General features: G+C 72.0%; 15 protein-coding genes. 5 read left to right on the forward strand and 10 right to left on the reverse strand.

Annotation, left to right across the window (positions count from 1 at the left end; all coding sequences use genetic code 11):
* Positions 1–112: 112 nt before the first annotated feature.
* Entirely contained in the window at positions 113–439 is a 327-nt protein-coding gene (locus CHC05_RS11065) for a hypothetical protein (protein WP_089247580.1), read from the reverse strand.
* Positions 436–1,344 carry a zinc metalloprotease gene (locus tag CHC05_RS11070; protein ID WP_218824511.1) on the reverse strand — a complete coding sequence of 303 codons (909 nt, stop codon included), beginning with the start codon at positions 1,342–1,344 and terminating at the stop codon, positions 436–438. Before CHC05_RS11070 ends, CHC05_RS11065 begins: the two co-directional genes overlap by 4 nt.
* 147 nt (positions 1,345–1,491) lie before the next feature.
* Here CHC05_RS11070 and CHC05_RS11075 point away from each other — a divergent pair, with 147 nt between their 5' ends.
* Together CHC05_RS11075 and CHC05_RS11080 are read left to right on the forward strand one after the other, a co-directional pair.
* Positions 1,492–2,220 carry a PP2C family protein-serine/threonine phosphatase gene (locus CHC05_RS11075; protein WP_089247582.1) on the forward strand — a complete coding sequence of 243 codons (729 nt, stop codon included), beginning with the start codon at positions 1,492–1,494 and terminating at the stop codon, positions 2,218–2,220.
* Complete coding sequence (locus CHC05_RS11080) at positions 2,217–3,518, forward strand: hypothetical protein (protein WP_089247584.1); 1,302 nt, start codon at positions 2,217–2,219, stop codon at positions 3,516–3,518. The genes CHC05_RS11075 and CHC05_RS11080 overlap by 4 nt, the downstream gene beginning before the upstream one ends.
* Here CHC05_RS11080 and CHC05_RS11085 read toward each other — a convergent pair.
* The gene (locus CHC05_RS11085) at positions 3,504–5,096 is read right to left on the reverse strand and encodes an MFS transporter (RefSeq protein WP_089247587.1); all 1,593 of its coding nucleotides are present in this window, start codon (positions 5,094–5,096) and stop codon (positions 3,504–3,506) included. The two genes, CHC05_RS11080 and CHC05_RS11085, sit on opposite strands and share 15 nt — an antisense overlap.
* 114 nt (positions 5,097–5,210) lie before the next feature.
* On the opposite strand from CHC05_RS11085, the gene CHC05_RS11090 reads away from it, so the two are divergent.
* Both CHC05_RS11090 and CHC05_RS11095 read left to right on the forward strand, forming a co-directional pair.
* Positions 5,211–5,816, forward strand: coding sequence for a hypothetical protein (locus tag CHC05_RS11090; RefSeq protein WP_089247589.1), 606 nt, complete (start codon positions 5,211–5,213; stop codon positions 5,814–5,816).
* Entirely contained in the window at positions 5,813–7,216 is a 1,404-nt protein-coding gene (locus CHC05_RS11095) for a DUF2252 domain-containing protein (RefSeq protein ID WP_245870774.1), read from the forward strand. Before CHC05_RS11090 ends, CHC05_RS11095 begins: the two co-directional genes overlap by 4 nt.
* Here the strand turns inward: CHC05_RS11095 and CHC05_RS11100 are convergent.
* Together CHC05_RS11100 and CHC05_RS11105 are read right to left on the reverse strand one after the other, a co-directional pair.
* Positions 7,182–7,721: a hypothetical protein gene (locus tag CHC05_RS11100; protein ID WP_089247591.1), complete on the reverse strand. Its 540-nt coding sequence runs from the start codon at positions 7,719–7,721 to the stop codon at positions 7,182–7,184. The two genes, CHC05_RS11095 and CHC05_RS11100, sit on opposite strands and share 35 nt — an antisense overlap.
* 69 nt (positions 7,722–7,790) lie before the next feature.
* On the reverse strand, positions 7,791–9,218 hold the full coding sequence (locus tag CHC05_RS11105; RefSeq protein WP_089247593.1) for an Nramp family divalent metal transporter: 1,428 nt from the start codon (positions 9,216–9,218) through the stop codon (positions 7,791–7,793).
* A 133-nt stretch (positions 9,219–9,351) separates the two neighbouring features.
* Here CHC05_RS11105 and CHC05_RS41400 point away from each other — a divergent pair, with 133 nt between their 5' ends.
* The gene (locus CHC05_RS41400) at positions 9,352–10,530 is read left to right on the forward strand and encodes a hypothetical protein (RefSeq protein ID WP_089247595.1); all 1,179 of its coding nucleotides are present in this window, start codon (positions 9,352–9,354) and stop codon (positions 10,528–10,530) included.
* A 139-nt stretch (positions 10,531–10,669) separates the two neighbouring features.
* Here CHC05_RS41400 and CHC05_RS11115 read toward each other — a convergent pair whose 3' ends face one another.
* The 5 genes from CHC05_RS11115 to CHC05_RS11135 all read right to left on the reverse strand — a co-directional run bounded on the left by CHC05_RS11115 (position 10,670) and on the right by CHC05_RS11135 (position 15,714).
* Positions 10,670–10,927, reverse strand: a complete 258-nt coding sequence (locus CHC05_RS11115; RefSeq protein ID WP_089247597.1) for a UBP-type zinc finger domain-containing protein — start codon at positions 10,925–10,927, stop codon at positions 10,670–10,672.
* Positions 10,928–10,937: 10 nt separating this feature from the next.
* Positions 10,938–12,524 carry a Na+/H+ antiporter gene (locus tag CHC05_RS11120; protein WP_089247599.1) on the reverse strand — a complete coding sequence of 529 codons (1,587 nt, stop codon included), beginning with the start codon at positions 12,522–12,524 and terminating at the stop codon, positions 10,938–10,940.
* 38 nt (positions 12,525–12,562) lie between these two features.
* Entirely contained in the window at positions 12,563–13,519 is a 957-nt protein-coding gene (locus CHC05_RS11125) for a TIGR03885 family FMN-dependent LLM class oxidoreductase (protein WP_089247601.1), read from the reverse strand.
* 324 nt (positions 13,520–13,843) lie between these two features.
* Complete coding sequence (locus CHC05_RS11130) at positions 13,844–15,130, reverse strand: MFS transporter (protein WP_089247603.1); 1,287 nt, start codon at positions 15,128–15,130, stop codon at positions 13,844–13,846.
* Positions 15,127–15,714, reverse strand: a complete 588-nt coding sequence (locus tag CHC05_RS11135) for a helix-turn-helix domain-containing protein (protein WP_089247605.1) — start codon at positions 15,712–15,714, stop codon at positions 15,127–15,129. Before CHC05_RS11135 ends, CHC05_RS11130 begins: the two co-directional genes overlap by 4 nt.
* Between the last annotated feature and the right edge of the window lie 45 nt (positions 15,715–15,759).

Below are 15,759 nucleotides of genomic sequence, written 5' to 3' on the forward strand. Positions count from 1 at the left end.
CGCACTCCCGGCGTTGCCGCAAGCCCAGCGATGTCGCACTCCCGGCGTTGCCGCAACCCCGCAGTGCCGCAACCCCCGCCGTTGCCGCAACGCGGCCTTGCCTCAGCCGCGGCTAGATCGGGCGCAGGCGGAGGAGGTCCGAGGTGACCTCGACGATCTCGTAGCCGGTAGGGGCGCCCGCGGATCGGGCGCCAGGCGGATACGCCAGGGCGATCCGGCCCGCCGCCGGCAGGGTCCAGCGGCCGACCGACGCCACCGGGGCGTCGGTCGGGCCGGGGCGCAGGTCGGCGAACGTGCCATCCGAGCGGAACTCGATGCCGTCGCGCCCGCGGGCCGGCGGCAAGGGCTGGTCGGCCGGGCGGTAGACGCGTACGCCGGCCGCGTCTTCCTCCCGCACGTGCACCCACCGCCGGAACAGGGCCGCGGGCGGTGCCGTCACGACGTGGCCGCCGCCGCCAGCAGGCCCGAGCGCGGGCCGCGCAGCGCGGCCGCCATCCGGGCCGCCTGGCCCAGCGTGAACATGACCATGGCCGCGTCGTCGGTGTAGTCCATGTAGTTGACGAACATGTCGCCGTGCGGGGCGTTGTTGCAGGACACCTTCGGGTACGTCGGTCGACCGTAGTTGGGGCCCGCCTGGTTGGGGGTGTCGGCCACGAAGTCGTCGCCGCCGCAGCCGTCGCCGTCGTCGCCCCAGATGTGGCGCAGGTTGAGCCAGTGGCCGACCTCGTGCGTCAGCGTGCGGCCGAGGTCGAACGGCGCCGTCGCGGTGCCCGACGAGCCGAACGCCGTGTGGGTGACCACCACGCCGTCGGTCTCCGGCGGGCCGCCCGGGAACTGGGCGTAGCCGAGCAGGCCGCCGCCGAGCTGGCAGACCCAGAGGTTGAGGTGGGTGTCGGTCGACACGGGGTCGACGCCGCCGGTGCGCGCCGACTTGACGCCGTCGTCGGTGTCGAAGGTCGCCACGTCGGTGCGGGTGCGGGTCACGTCGGCCAGCACGAACTCGATGTCGGCGTCGGCGGCCAGCGGCACCCAGACCGGTGGCAGCACCGACAGGTCGGCGTTGCGCTTGCGGAAGTCGCGGTTGAGCGCCTCCAGCTGCGTCGCGATCTGGTCGTCGCCGATGTTCTGCGCGGCCTGTGACCAGACCACGTGCACGACGGTCGGGATGGTCACCAGGCCCAGCGGCGGCGGCTCCTCGCGGGCGGCGCCGAAGGTGAAGGTCTCGATCTCCTCGCGGGCCCGGGCGTAGCCGGGGTCGCTGTCCAGCAGCCGGCGGTGCACCGGCATCGTGCCGCACCAGTCCCGCGCCGCGCCGGGCGCGAGCCGCCCTCCGTCGAATGCCATCGCGCCATTCTCCCGGCCTTCGCCGCCGCGCACTATCTGATCTTGGACTCTTCGCGGTACCTCCGGATGGCCGGACGGTGCGAACCGGATGGCCGAGAAGGTGATCTACTAGAGACAACCGGCGCACATCCTGGCATCCTGCCTGCCATGACGCTTCTGCTGCGGTCCGTCGCACTCACCGACCGCGGCCTGGTCCGGCGAGCCAACCAGGACGCGGTGTACGCGGGCGCCCGGTTGCTCGCCGTCGCCGACGGGATGGGCGGCATGGCCGCCGGCGACCTCGCGAGCGCCATCACCATCGAGGCGGTGGTGGCCGCCGACACCGACCACCCGGCCGCCGAGCTCGTCGACGCGATGCGCGACGTGATCGACGCCGCCGGCGACCGGATCCGGGCCGCGGTGGCCGAGGACCCGACCCGGGACGGCATGGGTACGACGCTGACCGCGCTGCTGTTCGCGCCCGACAACAGCGCCGTGGCGCTGGCCCACGTCGGCGACTCGCGGGCCTACCTGCACCGCGACGGACACACCCAGCAGATGACCAAGGACGACACGTTCGTCCAGATGCTGGTCGACGAGGGCGTGATCACCCCGGACGAGGCGCACGTGCACCCGCGCCGCGCGGTGGTCACCCAGGCGCTCCAGGGCGACCCGGTGCAGCCGGCCTTCACGACGCTCAAGCCGCTCACGGGCGACCGCTGGCTGCTGTGCAGCGACGGGCTGTCCAATGTGGTGCGCGAGGATACGATCTCGGACGTGCTCCGCACCCACCCGGAGCGTGCCGCCTGCGCGGCCCGGCTGATCGACCTGGCCCGGCGGGCCGGCGGCCCCGACAACATCACGGTGATCGTCGCCGATCTGGAGGAGACACCATGATCCGCCGCGTACTGGTGACCCTGGCCGCCTTCGCGGTCGGCATGGTCGCGCTCGGGCCGGCCGGCGAGGTCCTGTTCTACGGCCTGGAGAGCTTCCCTGCCGAAGCCGACGCCAAAGGCGTGATGCGGGTCGTCTCCGCCACGGGCGCGGTCGTGTTGCTCCTCGTCGGCGCCGCAGCGGCCGCGCAGGTCCGGGGCCGGGCGCGCGGCTGGCCGCTGGTCGCGGCCGGGCTGCTGGTGGGCGGGCTGCTCGCCACCTACGCCCCGCTGGACGCCGCATCTGCCCTGGGCGAGCTGCACCCACTGGTCCGGCTGGTCGCCGCGCTGGTCGGCGGCGTCGTGCTCGGCGCGGCCATCGTCGCGGTGCTGCCAGCCGACCCGGCCGGCGGCGACCCCTGGCCGATCGCCGCGTTCACCGCCGGGGCGCTGGTGGGCCTGCCGTTGGCCCCGGACCTCCTGCCCAGCCTTCCCGAGCTGCGCCGGCTGGACTGGGCCGACGTCGCCGCGCTGGTGCTCGCTGTCGTGGCGGCGATCGTGGTCCGGTCGGCCGAGGGTGGCCGGATGCCGGGTCTCGCGGCGGTGAGCCGGATCGCCCTGCTCGGCGCGCTCGCCGGCGCCGCCTTCCACATGCAGTACGTCGACCGCGCCATGGACGGGGCGCCGTCGGCGGTGGCCGTCCTCGTGCTGCTGCTCACGCTCGCCGTCTGGGTCGCGCTGACCTGGTGGCTCGTCGGGTGGAGCGGCCGGGTGGCCGGCGCGGAGGCGGCCCGCTTCGCGCTGACCTGCGCCGGCGCCACGGGTGCGATGTTCGTGGCCAGCGGCCGCAACCTCAACGTGGTCTGGGCGCACGACCTGGTGCCGCTGCTCGGCATCGCGGCCGCCGTTGCCGGCGTGCTGCTGGCGCGGCACCTCCCGGCGGTGCCCTGGGACGCGGCCGGGCTGGCCGCGGTCGCGGTGGCCGCACTGCTCATCGCCACGGCGCAGACCGAGATCGTCGCGCTCGCCATCGTGGGCCTGGCGGTTGCCGCCTTCGCACTCGGCGCGGCCCTGGCCCGCACCTCCTCCGCCGGCGCGCTGTGCGGGCTGGTCACGCTGGTGCTGACCGTGCCGGTCCTGTTCAGCCTCCTGAGCCAGCTCGGGTGGCTGGTCGCCGACCCGCGGGCCGAGACGACACCCGCGCGTTTCCAGCTAGCCGTCCTGTACGCGCCGATGTGGCTCGTCGGCCTCGCGACCGCGGCACTGCTGGTCTGGCGCGCCCGGCCGGCGCGCTCCGCCCCGACGCCGCTAGCGGTCGGCTGACGCGTACGCGCGGAGCAGCTCCTGCTCCTTCTCCTGCTTGGGGAACGCGAAGAACACCAGCAGCGCGCCGATCGCGATCGCGCCGATGCCGGCGGCGTAGGTCCACCGGTCGCCGTCCAGGAACGCCGACCGGGCGGCGCCGACGATCTGCTCCGCGTACGCCGGATAGCGCTGCGCGGTGTCGACGGCGCTGGCGAACGAGTTCTCGAGCTCGGTCTGGGTCGCGTCGATCTCCGGCTGCAGGGCGGCCGGAGCGCCGGCCAGCTCGCGGGCGAACGCGGCCGAGTAGCCGGCGGTGAGCAGCGCGCCGAACACCGACTGGAGCACCGCCCCGCCGAGGTCGCGCTGGAGGTCGGCGGTGCCGGAGGCCATGCCCGCCCGGCGCACCGGCACGGAGCTCGTCAGCGCGTGCGACGCGGGCGTGCCGGCCAGCCCGACGCCGATGCCGATCAGCCCGTACGCCAGCGCGACCCGCCAGAACGCGATGTCCTCCTTCCAGAGCAGCAGCATCGCGACGAAGCCGAGCAGGCAGAACACGTAGCCGAGCAGCAGGGTCACCCGGGAGCCCCGGCGCCGGACCAGCACCGCCGACCGGGGCGCGACCAGCACCATCAGCGCGGCGGCCGGCAGGATCGACAGGCCGGCCTTGAGCGTCGAGTAGCCGAGCACGTTCTGCAGGAACTGCTGGCCCACGAACATCGCGCCCATCAGCGAGCCGAACACGATGATCCCGGCGCAGGCCGCGACCCAGAACAGCCGCCGCCCGGCGTAGTGCAGGTCGTAGAGCGGGTTGGCGGCCGCGCGCTGGCGCAGCACGAACAGCACCGCGGCGACCACCGCGATCACGCCCAGGACGATCGCGCGCAGCCCGGCCCCGGGCACCGCGGCGTCGTTGATCGAGAGCACCAGCGCGCCGACCAGCAGGATGGACAGCACGCCGCCGAGGTTGTCGACCCGCCCGCCGCCCTCGTTGACGTGTCCGGGCACCAGCACGGCGGCCAGCACCAGCGCGACCGCGGCCAGCGGCAGGGTGACCAGGAAGACCGCACCCCACCAGAAGGCCTCGAGGACCGCGCCGGCGATGGTCGGGCCCAGCGCCGCGACCGCGCCGCCCACGCCGGACCAGAGAGCGATGGCCTTCGTCCGCGCCGGGCCCGACCAGAGCGCGGTGATCAGGGCGAGCGTCGTCGGGTACGCCATGCCGGCGGACACCCCGCCGAGGATCCGGGCCACGATCAGCACGATGTCGGACGGCGACCACGCGGCCAGCACACTGATCGGCATCGCCAGCGTCACGCCGATCAGCAACATCATCTTGCGGCCGTGCCGGTCGCCGAGCGCGCCGAGGTAGAGGACCGACGCGGCGAGCCCCAGCGAGTAGCCGATCGCGATCAGGTCGAGCCGGGTCTGCGACGAGTCGAACGCCCGGCCGATGTCGGGCAGCGCGACGTTGGCCACCGAGAGGTTGAGGTTGGCCACCGAGGCCACCAGGATCAGCGCGGACAGCACCAGGCCCGCCCGAGCCGGCGCGGACGGCGTGTCGCGCTCGCCGGTCCGGACAGAGGGTGCGGACGTCACCGGCGTGATCCTAATCTGGACATTTAACCCATACGGTCGATTTGCCGTTTTGCGCCCGGACCCGTCGTAGGTTTGAAGGTGAGTGTCCCCCTCGTCCCGGCAAGGAGGCTCGTGATGTTCGTCCAGATCATCCAGGGTCACGTGCGCGACCCCGGGCAGGTGAGAGCGGCCCTCGACGAGTGGGTGAAGTACCTGTCGCCCGGCGCCCAGGGCTGGATCCACTCGACTGGTGGCGTGACCGAGGAGAACGAGTTCATCGGCCTCGCCTGCTTCACCGATCTCAACTCGGCCCAGCGCAACAGCGAGCGGCCCGAACAGGACCAGTGGTGGCAGCGCACGTCGAAGCTCTTCGACGGCGAGGTCCAGTTCCACGACGCCGACGACGCGGTCGCCGACTACCCCGGCGATCCGAGCAAGGCCGGCTTCGTGCAGATCGTGCAGGGCCAGGGCAGCGACCGCGACCGGGCGCTGACGCTGCTGCTCGGCGACTCCGAGGAGTGGTCCAAGTTCCGGCCCGAAGTGCTCGGCACCATCGGCTGCTCGTACGGCGACGGCGAGTACACGATGGCCGTCTACTTCACCAACGAGAACGACGCGCGCGCCGGTGAGCGGAAGCCGCTTCCGCCCAAACTGGCCGAGGAGATGGCCGAGGTGCGGCGGCTCCAGGTCCGCGAGACCCGGTACTACGACCTGCGCACGCCCTGGATCGACGAGCCGTGAGCGCCGCCGGCAACGGTCACGCCCACGCGGGGCGAGCCGAACGGATCGCCGCCGGTCGCGCGGTCCGCAACGAGGTGCCGCTGGACGCGCACGCCGCGACCGGTGTCGAGAGCGGGCGCGACCCGATCGGGCTGCTGATGGGCCAGGCCGCGTCGCGTGTGCCCGAGCTCGTGCCGGTCCGGCACGCGCGGATGGCGGTCTCGCCGTTCACCTACTTCCGCGGCGCCGCCCTGCCGATGGCCGCGGACCTGGCCGAGGGACCGCGTTCGGGCCTGGACGTGCAGCTCTGCGGTGACGCCCACCTGTCGAACTTCGGTGCGTTCGCGTCGCCCGAGCGGCGGCTGGTCTTCGACTGCAACGACTTCGACGAGACGCTGCCGGGCCCGTTCGAGTGGGACGTCAAGCGCCTGGCCGCCAGCCTCACGGTGGCCGCGCGGGACAACGGCTTCAAGCGCAAGGCGCGCAAGGACATCGTCCGGTCCGGGGTCGAGGCGTACCGGAAGAACATCCGGACCTTCGCCGAGCAGGGCCGCATGGCGGTCTGGTACGCGCACCTCGACGTCGAGTCGACCATCGCGCGGTTCCGCGACCAGATCCGGCCGAAGGCGTACAGCGAGGCGACCTCCGTGCTGGCCAAGGCGCGGGGCAAGGACAGCCGGCAGGCGCTGGGCAAGCTCACCGAGGTGGTCGACGGCCGCCGGCGGATCATCAGCCAGCCGCCGACCATCGTCCCGATCGAGGAGGTCTTCAGCGGGCTGGAGGCCGACGTCATCTACCAGCTGATCGGTGGCGTGATCGAGTCGTACCAGCGCAGCCTGCCGACCGACCGCCGGCACCTGCTGGGCGAGTTCGACCTGGTCCAGGTCGCCCGCAAGGTCGTCGGCGTCGGCAGTGTCGGCACCCGCGCCTGGATCGTGCTGCTGGAGACCGGCGAGGGCGAGCCGCTGTTCCTCCAGGCCAAGGAGGCGCAGAAGTCCGTGCTCGCGCGGTACGCCGGTGCCAGCCGCTACCGCAACCAGGGCGAGCGGGTGGTCGCGGGCCAGCACCTGATGCAGGCCCTCAGCGACATCTTCCTGGGTTGGACCAAGGCCCAGGCCCCGGACGGCACGACGCGGGACTTCTACGTCCGCCAGCTACGCGACTGGAAGTTCTCGGCGCCGATCGAGCGGATGCGCGCCGAGGGCATGGCGTTGTACGCGCGGATGTGCGGCTGGACGCTGGCCCGGGCCCACGCCCGGTCGGGCGACCCGATCGCGATCGGTGCCTACCTGGGCGGCTCCGACCGCTTCGACAAGGCGATCGTGGCGTACGCGGAGGACTACGCGGACCAGAACGAGCAGGACTACGTGGCCTTCCGCGACCACGTCAAGGACCAACTGGTCGGCGTAAGCCCGAACTGAGGGGGAACAGCCCGGCGAGGATGACGACCGAGGCGAACGGCAGCAGGTCGAGGTTGACGACGATCAGCATGAAGCCGAACAGCATGACCAGCGGGCTCCAGATCGGCAGGCGCCGGGCCGCGACGAGCTGACCGAGCAGGGTCAGCATGCCGACCTGGAACAGCGCCGGCAAAGCGACCAGGGCCCAGTCGGGCAGCCCGATCGGGATCGCCGGCACCAGGTCGGTCAGCGTCACCCAGAGAAACGCGGCGGCACCGACCAGGGCGGCGGCCAGCGCACCGTCGCGCAGGTGCCGCTGCCAGCGCTCGGGCACCGGCACGACCCGGTGCAGGCTGACCGCGAGCACGGCGAACAGCACGAACGCGAAGAAGAACGTGGTGTGCCCGAGGTCCCAGGCGATCCCGTTGCCCCGGTCACCGTCGAGCCCGTCGACGTACCGGTTGATCCCGTAGAACAGCATGAGCAACGGCGCCGCGAGGGCGGTGAGCCTGGTTGTGGTGGTCATGACCGAACACTTCCAAGCTCGCCGCCCTAGACGACATCGGGAAGATCCCCCGCGGCGCCCGTAGGGAGATCACCCCAGCCAGTCGAGGAGCTTGGCTCCCTGTTCCTTGATGGTCAGCACGGAGAAGACGCCGAAGAGCAGGACGCCCCAGATCAGGGCCAGGACGCGGATGCCGCGCGGGCGTACGCGTTCCGGCAGGAACCTCTTGTTGATCAGCAGCAGCAGGCCCGAGTAGAGGAACATCATCAGGCCGCCGACGCAGGCGGAGATGACCAGCAGGACCAGGGGCTGGTCGAAGCCGCCCACCAGCACCAGGACGCCGATCAGGACCAGGCCCCAGACCAGCGCGAAGTAGATCCGGCTCTCCGAGACCCGGCGCAGGTAGCTGACCTTGAGCACGTCCGCGGCCAGCCGGCTGGTGTAGTCGACGATGCCCATCGCCGCCGCGAACAGCGAGACCGCTCCGATGGCCCAGAACAGGACGCCGAACCACTCGCCGACGAGCTCCTTGAGCCGCTCCCCCTCGACCTGCAGGAAGCTGACGCTGTTGGCCAGCCCGGGCACGCCGAACACGGTCGAGTAGGACAGCAGCGACATCAGCGTGATGGTCACGATGGTGATCAGCACGAAGGTGTAGAGCTGCTCCTTGTTGGCCAGCTTCCACCACTGCTTCCAGCGGGCCAGGTTGGCGTCGTTGTCCTCGAACACGAAGCCGGCCGAGTCGGGCGCCGCCTCCTCCTTGCCGGTGACCGGGCTGACCAGGCGCGGCACGTACGCGCCCATCCCGAAGCCCTTGTCCCGGATCCAGTTGCTCTGCACCAGGTTCTGGCCGCCGCCGGCGCCCGCGAAGACCAGCGCGGAGAGCATCAGCGCGAAGCCGAGCTCGGTCGGGAACTCGGGGCGGACGACGTCGTGCCCGAGCGCCGACCAGGCGTCGCTGGTCACCGCGAAGATCACCGCGACCACGATGAAGAGGATGACGAGGCCGACCTTGAGGAACTCGACCCGCTCCAGCACGGTGTAGATCACCGGCGCCAGGGTCAGCGTGACGCCGATCAGCGCGAGCATGCCGACCGCGATCCAGCGTGGCTCGCCGCCGAAGATGTAGGTCAGCATCGTGGCTGAGCTCGTCGCCCAGCCCGGCCAGAGGTTGGCGAAGTAGGTCAGGATCGCGAACACCAGACCCCAGTGGCGCCAGGTACGCGAGAAGCCGGTCAGCGCGGTCTCGCCGGTGGCGAGCGTGTAGCGCTCGATCTCCATGTTGAGGAACCACTGGGTGATCAGGCCGACCGCCGCCGCCCACAGGAAGACCAGACCGACCTGCGAGGCGATGTACGGGAACAGGATGAACTCGCCGGAGGCCAGCCCGACACCGGCGGCGATCACCCCCGGCCCGATGATCCGCCAGTGCGATCTGGGCGCGTCGGGCAGGTCACGGACCTTGACCTCGTGCGGTACGTGGCGGCTGCGGAAACGATCGGCGGCGGTCTGGGTCATGCGGGCCTCCCGGGGCAGACTGGCGCCCCTCCTTCCCCATATCGACGGACGTCAAACCCGTAGAGTCCTCATCGTCCGGACTGTCCTTTATGTTACGAATAGGAGAGACCGGCTCGCTTACGAGGAGGCCCAGGTGCGCAGACGATCACTGTGGAGCGTCGTCGCCCTCGCGGCGGCCTCGCTGGCGGGCTGGTACGCGGTCACCGGCGGCGGCACCGGCGCGAACGCCGACCCGGCCGACGCGCGGTCCGAAGCCCGGTCCGCGGCCAGGGACGCGCCGATCTTTCCCGGGCGGATGCCGCCGCTCGGGGTGAAGCTGCCCGCCTCGGAGGCGTCCGGGCTGATCGCCAGCCGGACCTATCCGGGCATGTACTACTGGCTGCGCGACGGCGGGTCCAGCAAGCCCGGCAAGCCGCGCGACGCGATCTGGGGCATGCGGATCTCCGCCGGCGGCATGCCGGAGCCGGTGCGCGGGGACGAGCTGTTCCCGTCGTACCCGGTGACGGGCGCGAAGAACGAGGACTGGGAGGACCTGACCGTCGACGACGCCGGCGCGCTGTGGATCGGTCAGCTCGGCGCCAACAACTGCAAGGACCAGCAGCGGCTGCTCCGGGTGGCCGAGCCGGCACCGGGCGGTTCCGGTCCGTTGGAGGTTGTCGCCTCCTACACCCTGCGCTTCACCGACAACACCAAGCCTGGGTGTCGCACGTACAACTCGGAGGCCATGCTCTGGCTGGACGGGCACTTCTACGTGTTCGCCAAGACCAGCGGGACGCCGGTCTACCGGGTCGACCTACCGTCCGGCACCTCGGGCGAGGCGAAGCTGACCCGGGTCGGCCGCTTCGGCCGCGACGTCGACAACATCTCGTCGGCGAGCATCTCCGACGACCGCACCCGGATGATGGTCCAGGACCACGAGCGCCTCTGGGTCTTCACCACGGACCCGGGCCGGACCGGCGACGACTTCATGAAGGATGCGACCGCCCACAAGGCAACGGGCACGGCCCGCTTCGAGGCCTCCGGCGGCGCGTCGGTCGAGGGCGGCACGTTCGTACGCGGCACCCACGACATCGCCTTCGTAGCAGAGGACGAAAACCTCTACTACGCCCGCCCGCAAACCTACGGCGAGCCGCCCTGGACCCCGTCCCCGACCATCCCGCCGGTGCCCACAGTGCCGCCGACCCCGACGCTCCCGCCGATCCCGACGGACCCGCCGCTACCGACGATCCCGGTACCGACCATCCCACCGCTCCCGACGTGGCACGACCCGTTCTTCGACAACCTACCCACGCTCCCAACGGAGCCCGGTTAACCCGAAGGGGTGTCGCATCGCGACACCCCTTTCGGATTTTCAACCAACGACGGACCTGGCAAGCGGAGCGGTCCCTCGCGGGAGGAACGGTCCGCACCACCGCGAACCCGAGTCATGATCTAGCTATTGATCTTGATCGTCATCCCAACGTTTCGTGGACGAAGCACCATTTCCAGTTCTCGCCCGGCTGGAAGGACTTGATAACTGGATGGCCGGTCTCTTTGAAGTGTGCGGTGGCGTGGCGGTTGGGTGAGGAGTCGCAGCAGCCGATATGTCCGCAGCTTTCGCAAAGGCGCAGGTGTACCCAGTCGTGCTCGCCCGCGGCCAGGCAGTCCTGGCAGCCCTCGGTGGTCTGCGGCTCCGGCGATTCGGCCAACGTGATGTCGTCGCAGGTCATTCGTCCCCCATCAGTCTTCTTCGCGGCGGGTGAGCAGGGATTCCTCGAGGTCGAGATCGCGGTAGGCGCGGTTGAGCACCTCTTCCGGGATGCGACCCTCGTCACGGGCCGTCCGGAACACCTCGCGCTCGGCGTCGATCATCTCTTGCCGCAGTCGACCGTACGCCGCCGACGGGGTCTCCCGCCCGTCCCCGCCCAGCCGTTCCCACGCGGTGTTGGTGCGGTCGACCACCTGCTGGCGGAGCCTGGTCACCACCGACTGCGGCGCGCCCTCGGAGTTGGCCTCCAGGCGCTCCTTGGCCGCCCTGGTCGCGGCCTGCTGCACCGCGGCCTCGGCCAGGAAGTCCTTCGTCGGGTCCTCGGGCGGCAGGCCGAGCTTGCGGGAGAACGTCGGCAGGGTCAGGCCGAACACCAGCAGCGTGAAGAGGATCACGGCGAACGCGATGAAGATGAACACGTCGCGCGGGTAGAGCGCCTCGTTCTTGCCGGTGCCGACGCTGGGCAGGGCGAGGGCGGCGGCGAGCGTCACCACGCCGCGCATGCCGGCCCAACCGATGATCACCGGGTGCTGCCAGGTGAAGGTGACCTCGCGGCGGCGGACGCGGGCCGACAGCCGGGGGATCCAGCCGCCGGGCAGGACCCAGATGTAGCGGGTGGCTATCAGCGTCCCGATGACCGCGAAGGTCGCGCCGATCACGGTGCCCCAGGGTGTGCTGATCTCGTCGATGACGGTGCGCAGCTGGAGGCCGACAAGCAGGAAGACGAGGCCTTCGAGCAGGAAGCGGACCAACCGCCAGAACGCGTCCATCTGCAACCGCGAGCCGGCCGCCATCAGGGTCGGCATGCGGTGCCCGAGCGCGAGGCCGGTGACCACCACGGCGACGACGCCGGAGGCGTGGATGGCCTCGGAGGGCAGTACGACGGCCCACGGGGTGAGCAGCGAGAGCGCGTTGTCGAGCAGCGGGTCCTTGATCCGCTTGTGCAGGAAGCCGAAGACCGTCGCCCCCGCGATGCCGATCAGGATGCCGCCGCCGGCCGAGACGATCACCTCCCTGCCGACGTCGGTGAAGCCGACCTCACCCGCACCACCGACCGCGGCGGCCGTGCCGACCCGGAGCAGCACCAGCGCGGTGGCGTCGTTGATCAGGCTCTCGCCCTCGAGGATCGTGACGACCCGCCGCGGCAGGCCGATCCGGCGCGCGATCGCCGTCGCCGAGACCGCGTCGGGTGGTGCCACCACCGCGCCGAGCGCGACACAGATCGCGAAGGGCGCCTGCGGCAGGATCAGGTGCACGACGAAGCCGACCGCCAGCGCCGTGAACACCACCAGCCCGACGCCGAGCAGCAGGATCGGCCGGATGTTGAACCGGAAGGCGGGCACGGAGGTCTGCAGCGCGGCGACGTACAGCAGCGGCGGCAGGACGCCGATCAGCACGAACTCGGGTTCGAGGTGGAAGGTCGGGAAGCCGGGCAGGAACGACAGGGCAAGCCCGAGAATCATCAGCACGATCGGCGACAAAAAGCCGATCTTGCGGGCGAGCGCCGCACCGAACACGGCGACCGCCAGCAGAATGACGATCTCGTTCATGCCTTCCATGCGCGGAATGCTATGTGGGCGCGGCGGGCCGCGACCAGTCAGTCCAGTTGCGGCAGCACCTTCGCACCGAACGCGTCGATGAACGCGGACTGCTCCTGACCGACGTGATGCAGATAGATCCGGTCAAAACCGATCTCCGCGTACGAGCGCAGCCGGGCCGCGTGCCATCCGAGGTCGGCGGAGATGTCCACGGTCCGGGCGACCCGCTCCCGCGGCACGTCCTCCGAGACGGCGTCGAAGTGGTCGGTGAGCTCGAGGTCCCAGCAGACCGGCGGCGGGAACACGTTGGACCGCCACTGCTCGTAGGCGATCCGCTCGGCCTCGTCGTCGCTGCCGGCCCAACTGAGGTGCGTCTGAAGGCAGACGGGCCCACGCCCGCCGGCGTCCCGGTAGGCGGCGACCATGCGTCGGAGGTGCTCGTGCGGCGCGTTGACGGTGATGAGGCCGTCGGCCCAGTCGGCGCACCATTTGGCGGTCTCGACGCTGACGGCCGCGCCGACGAGCGCGGGTGGTTCCGCGGGCCGGGTCCACAACCGCGCCCGGTCGACGGTGACGAGCCCGTCGTGGCTGACCTCGTCGCCGGCAAGAAGTGCCCGGATGACGTCGACGCACTCCCGAAGGCGGGCGGCCCGCAGGTCCTTGCGCGGCCACCCGCCACCGGTGATGTGCTCGTTGCTCGCTTCACCGGTGCCGAGCGCGGTCCAGAACCGCCGGGGGTACATGGCCGCGAGCGTGCCGATCGCCTGGGCGATGATCGCGGGGTGATAGCGCTGCCCAGGCGCGTTGACGACGCCGAACTGAAGGTCGGTGGCCTGGAGGGCGGCGCCGAGCCAGGACCAGGCGAACCCGGACTGCCCCTGCCGCGCACTCCAGGGCGAGAAGTGGTCGGAGCACATAGCGGCCCCGAACCCGGCGTCCTGTGCCGCTACCGCGGCATCGAGAAGCGCGCGGGGATGGACCTGCTCGTGCGAGGCGTGCCAGCCATAGACCGTCATGCGGTCGGTTACTACCCGGACGCGGGCGCCGCTACACGGGCGCCGCGCGGCCAACGCGGGCGGGCCGCGGCAACGCGGGCCGGGCGCGGCCAACGCAGGCCAGGCGCGCGCCGGGCGCGGCCAACGCGGGCCGGGCGCGGCCAACGCAGGCCAGGCGCGCGCCGGGCGCGGCCAACGCGGGCCGGGCGCGGCCCACAACGCTGCCGCAGGCTCACGGATTGGTTCCGGTGCCGGGTCCGCGATCTTGATCCGGGCTACCACCCAGGCCGCGGCAATCAACGCCACGCCAACCGCGCCGAAGGCGAAGGCGAAGGCGAAGGCCGCCTACAGCGCCGCCGCGGGCTCGCGGAGCGGCTCCGGTGCGGGGTCCGTGACCTGGATTCGGGCCACCACCCAGGCCGCGGCGACCAAGGCCGCGCCGGCCGTGCCGAAGGCGAGGGCCGGGCCTCGGGCCGTGGCGAGCGCGCCGGAACCGACCGAGCCGAGGGCGCCCGCGGCCTGGAGCGCCAGTGACTGCACGGAGATCACTGTCGCGCGTTCGGTGGGGGCCACTCGGGCGTGCAGCAGCGCCGCCTGCGGTGCGGCGGTCACGCCCAGCCCGACGAAGAGCAGCAGGTAGGCCGCCGCGATCACCGGCACGCCGATCGTCGCCTCGCGCAGCGTTGGACCCGCGAGCGCGACCGCGACCAGCGCCGCCGCGCCCAGGGCGATGCCTGCCACGCCCGCCCGGACGGCCGAGCCGAGGCGGCGCTGTGCCCACGGGCCGAGCAGGCTGCCCACCGCGCTCGCGCCGAAGCCGGCGGCCGCGACCACCGCGTAGGTCGACGCGCCCCGCTCCGGGTCGCCGACCAGGTCGGCCAGCCAGCCCGGGGTGAGCAGCTCGATCGCCGAGAGCGCCACCCCTACCCCGGCCCCGGCAAGCAGCAGGCGGGCCAGCACCCCGTCGCGCAGGCCGAGTCGGAGCCCGGCCGCGACCGTCGCCGGCACACCGCGTAGCACCGCGCCGACAGAGGTCCGCGGCCTGGGCGGCTCCGGCATGCCGAACACCGTGACCAGCAGGCGGACCAACTCGACGAGCGCGGCGATGGCCACCGGCACGGCCAGCGCCGACAGGCCGAAGGCCGCGCCTAGCGCCAGCGGCAGCGCGCCGCCCAGCAGCGTGCCGATGCCCAACCCGACCGATCCGGCGGCCTCGCCGCGGGCCAGGCCCCGGGTCAGCGGCGCGTCCGGGCCCTCGACGGCATGCATCGTGTCGACGAACCAGGCCTCGTCGGGGCCGCTGGACAGCGCCCGGGCGATGCCGCGCAGCACCGCCGACGCCGCGAACAGCCAGAAGCCGTCGGCGACCGCCAGCAGGGCCAGGCCGGCGCAGCTGGCCACGGCCGAGGCGGCCAGCACCGTGCGCCGGCCGATGACGTCCGCGAGCCCGCCGGTCGGCAGCTCGAGCGCGGCGGTCGTCAGCGAGAAGATCAGCACGACCGTGCCGATCGCCGCGACGCTCAGGCCGCGGTCCAGCATGAGCAGGATCTTGGTCGCCAGGTAGAGCCCGGTCGGCAACCAGAACAGCAGGACCAGCAGCGCGTAGCGCCATTCGGCGCGGCGGCCGGTCACGACTCGTCCGCCACGTCGGCCCAGCCCGGCGGGTCGATCCGCGGGAATCCGCCGAAGTGCAGGAGCACGGGACGGGCGTCGGGGTCGTCGGCGTCGGCCGCGACGCGCTCGTCGATCAGCTCGATGATCCGCGACTCCAGCTCGAGCAGCGACCGCGGCGACAGCCGGGCCCGCAGGTCGCTCATCCCCGCGGCGGCCACCCACTCCGCCGGCAGGTCGGCCTCGGCCGACTCGTAGGCCGAGACCGCGCGATCGAGCGCGGCCAGCTGGTGCCGGCGCATGACCGAGATCGCGGCCCGACCCTCGGCGGTCTTCGCCAGCGCACCGGTGTCCCACGAGGTCGTCGCGTGGCTGGCCTGCCAGCGCCGCTCCCGCCCGTCGCGCTGCTCGGCCTCCTCGACGAAGCCGTGCCGGGCCAGCTTGCGCAGGTGGTAGCTGGTCGTGCCGGTGTCGGTGTCGAAGCGCCGGGCCAGCTCGGTCGCCGTGGCCGGCCCGTCGGCCCGCAGCGCGCCGAGCATCCGCACCCGCAACGGGTGCGTCACCGCCTTCAGCTCATCGACCTCGGTGATGATGCGATCCGCCATGCGACGGACCGTACCAATCGCAGAGATAATTTTGCAAACAGAATT

Source organism: Asanoa hainanensis (assembly GCF_900188485.1).
Taxonomy (GTDB): domain Bacteria; phylum Actinomycetota; class Actinomycetes; order Mycobacteriales; family Micromonosporaceae; genus Asanoa; species Asanoa hainanensis.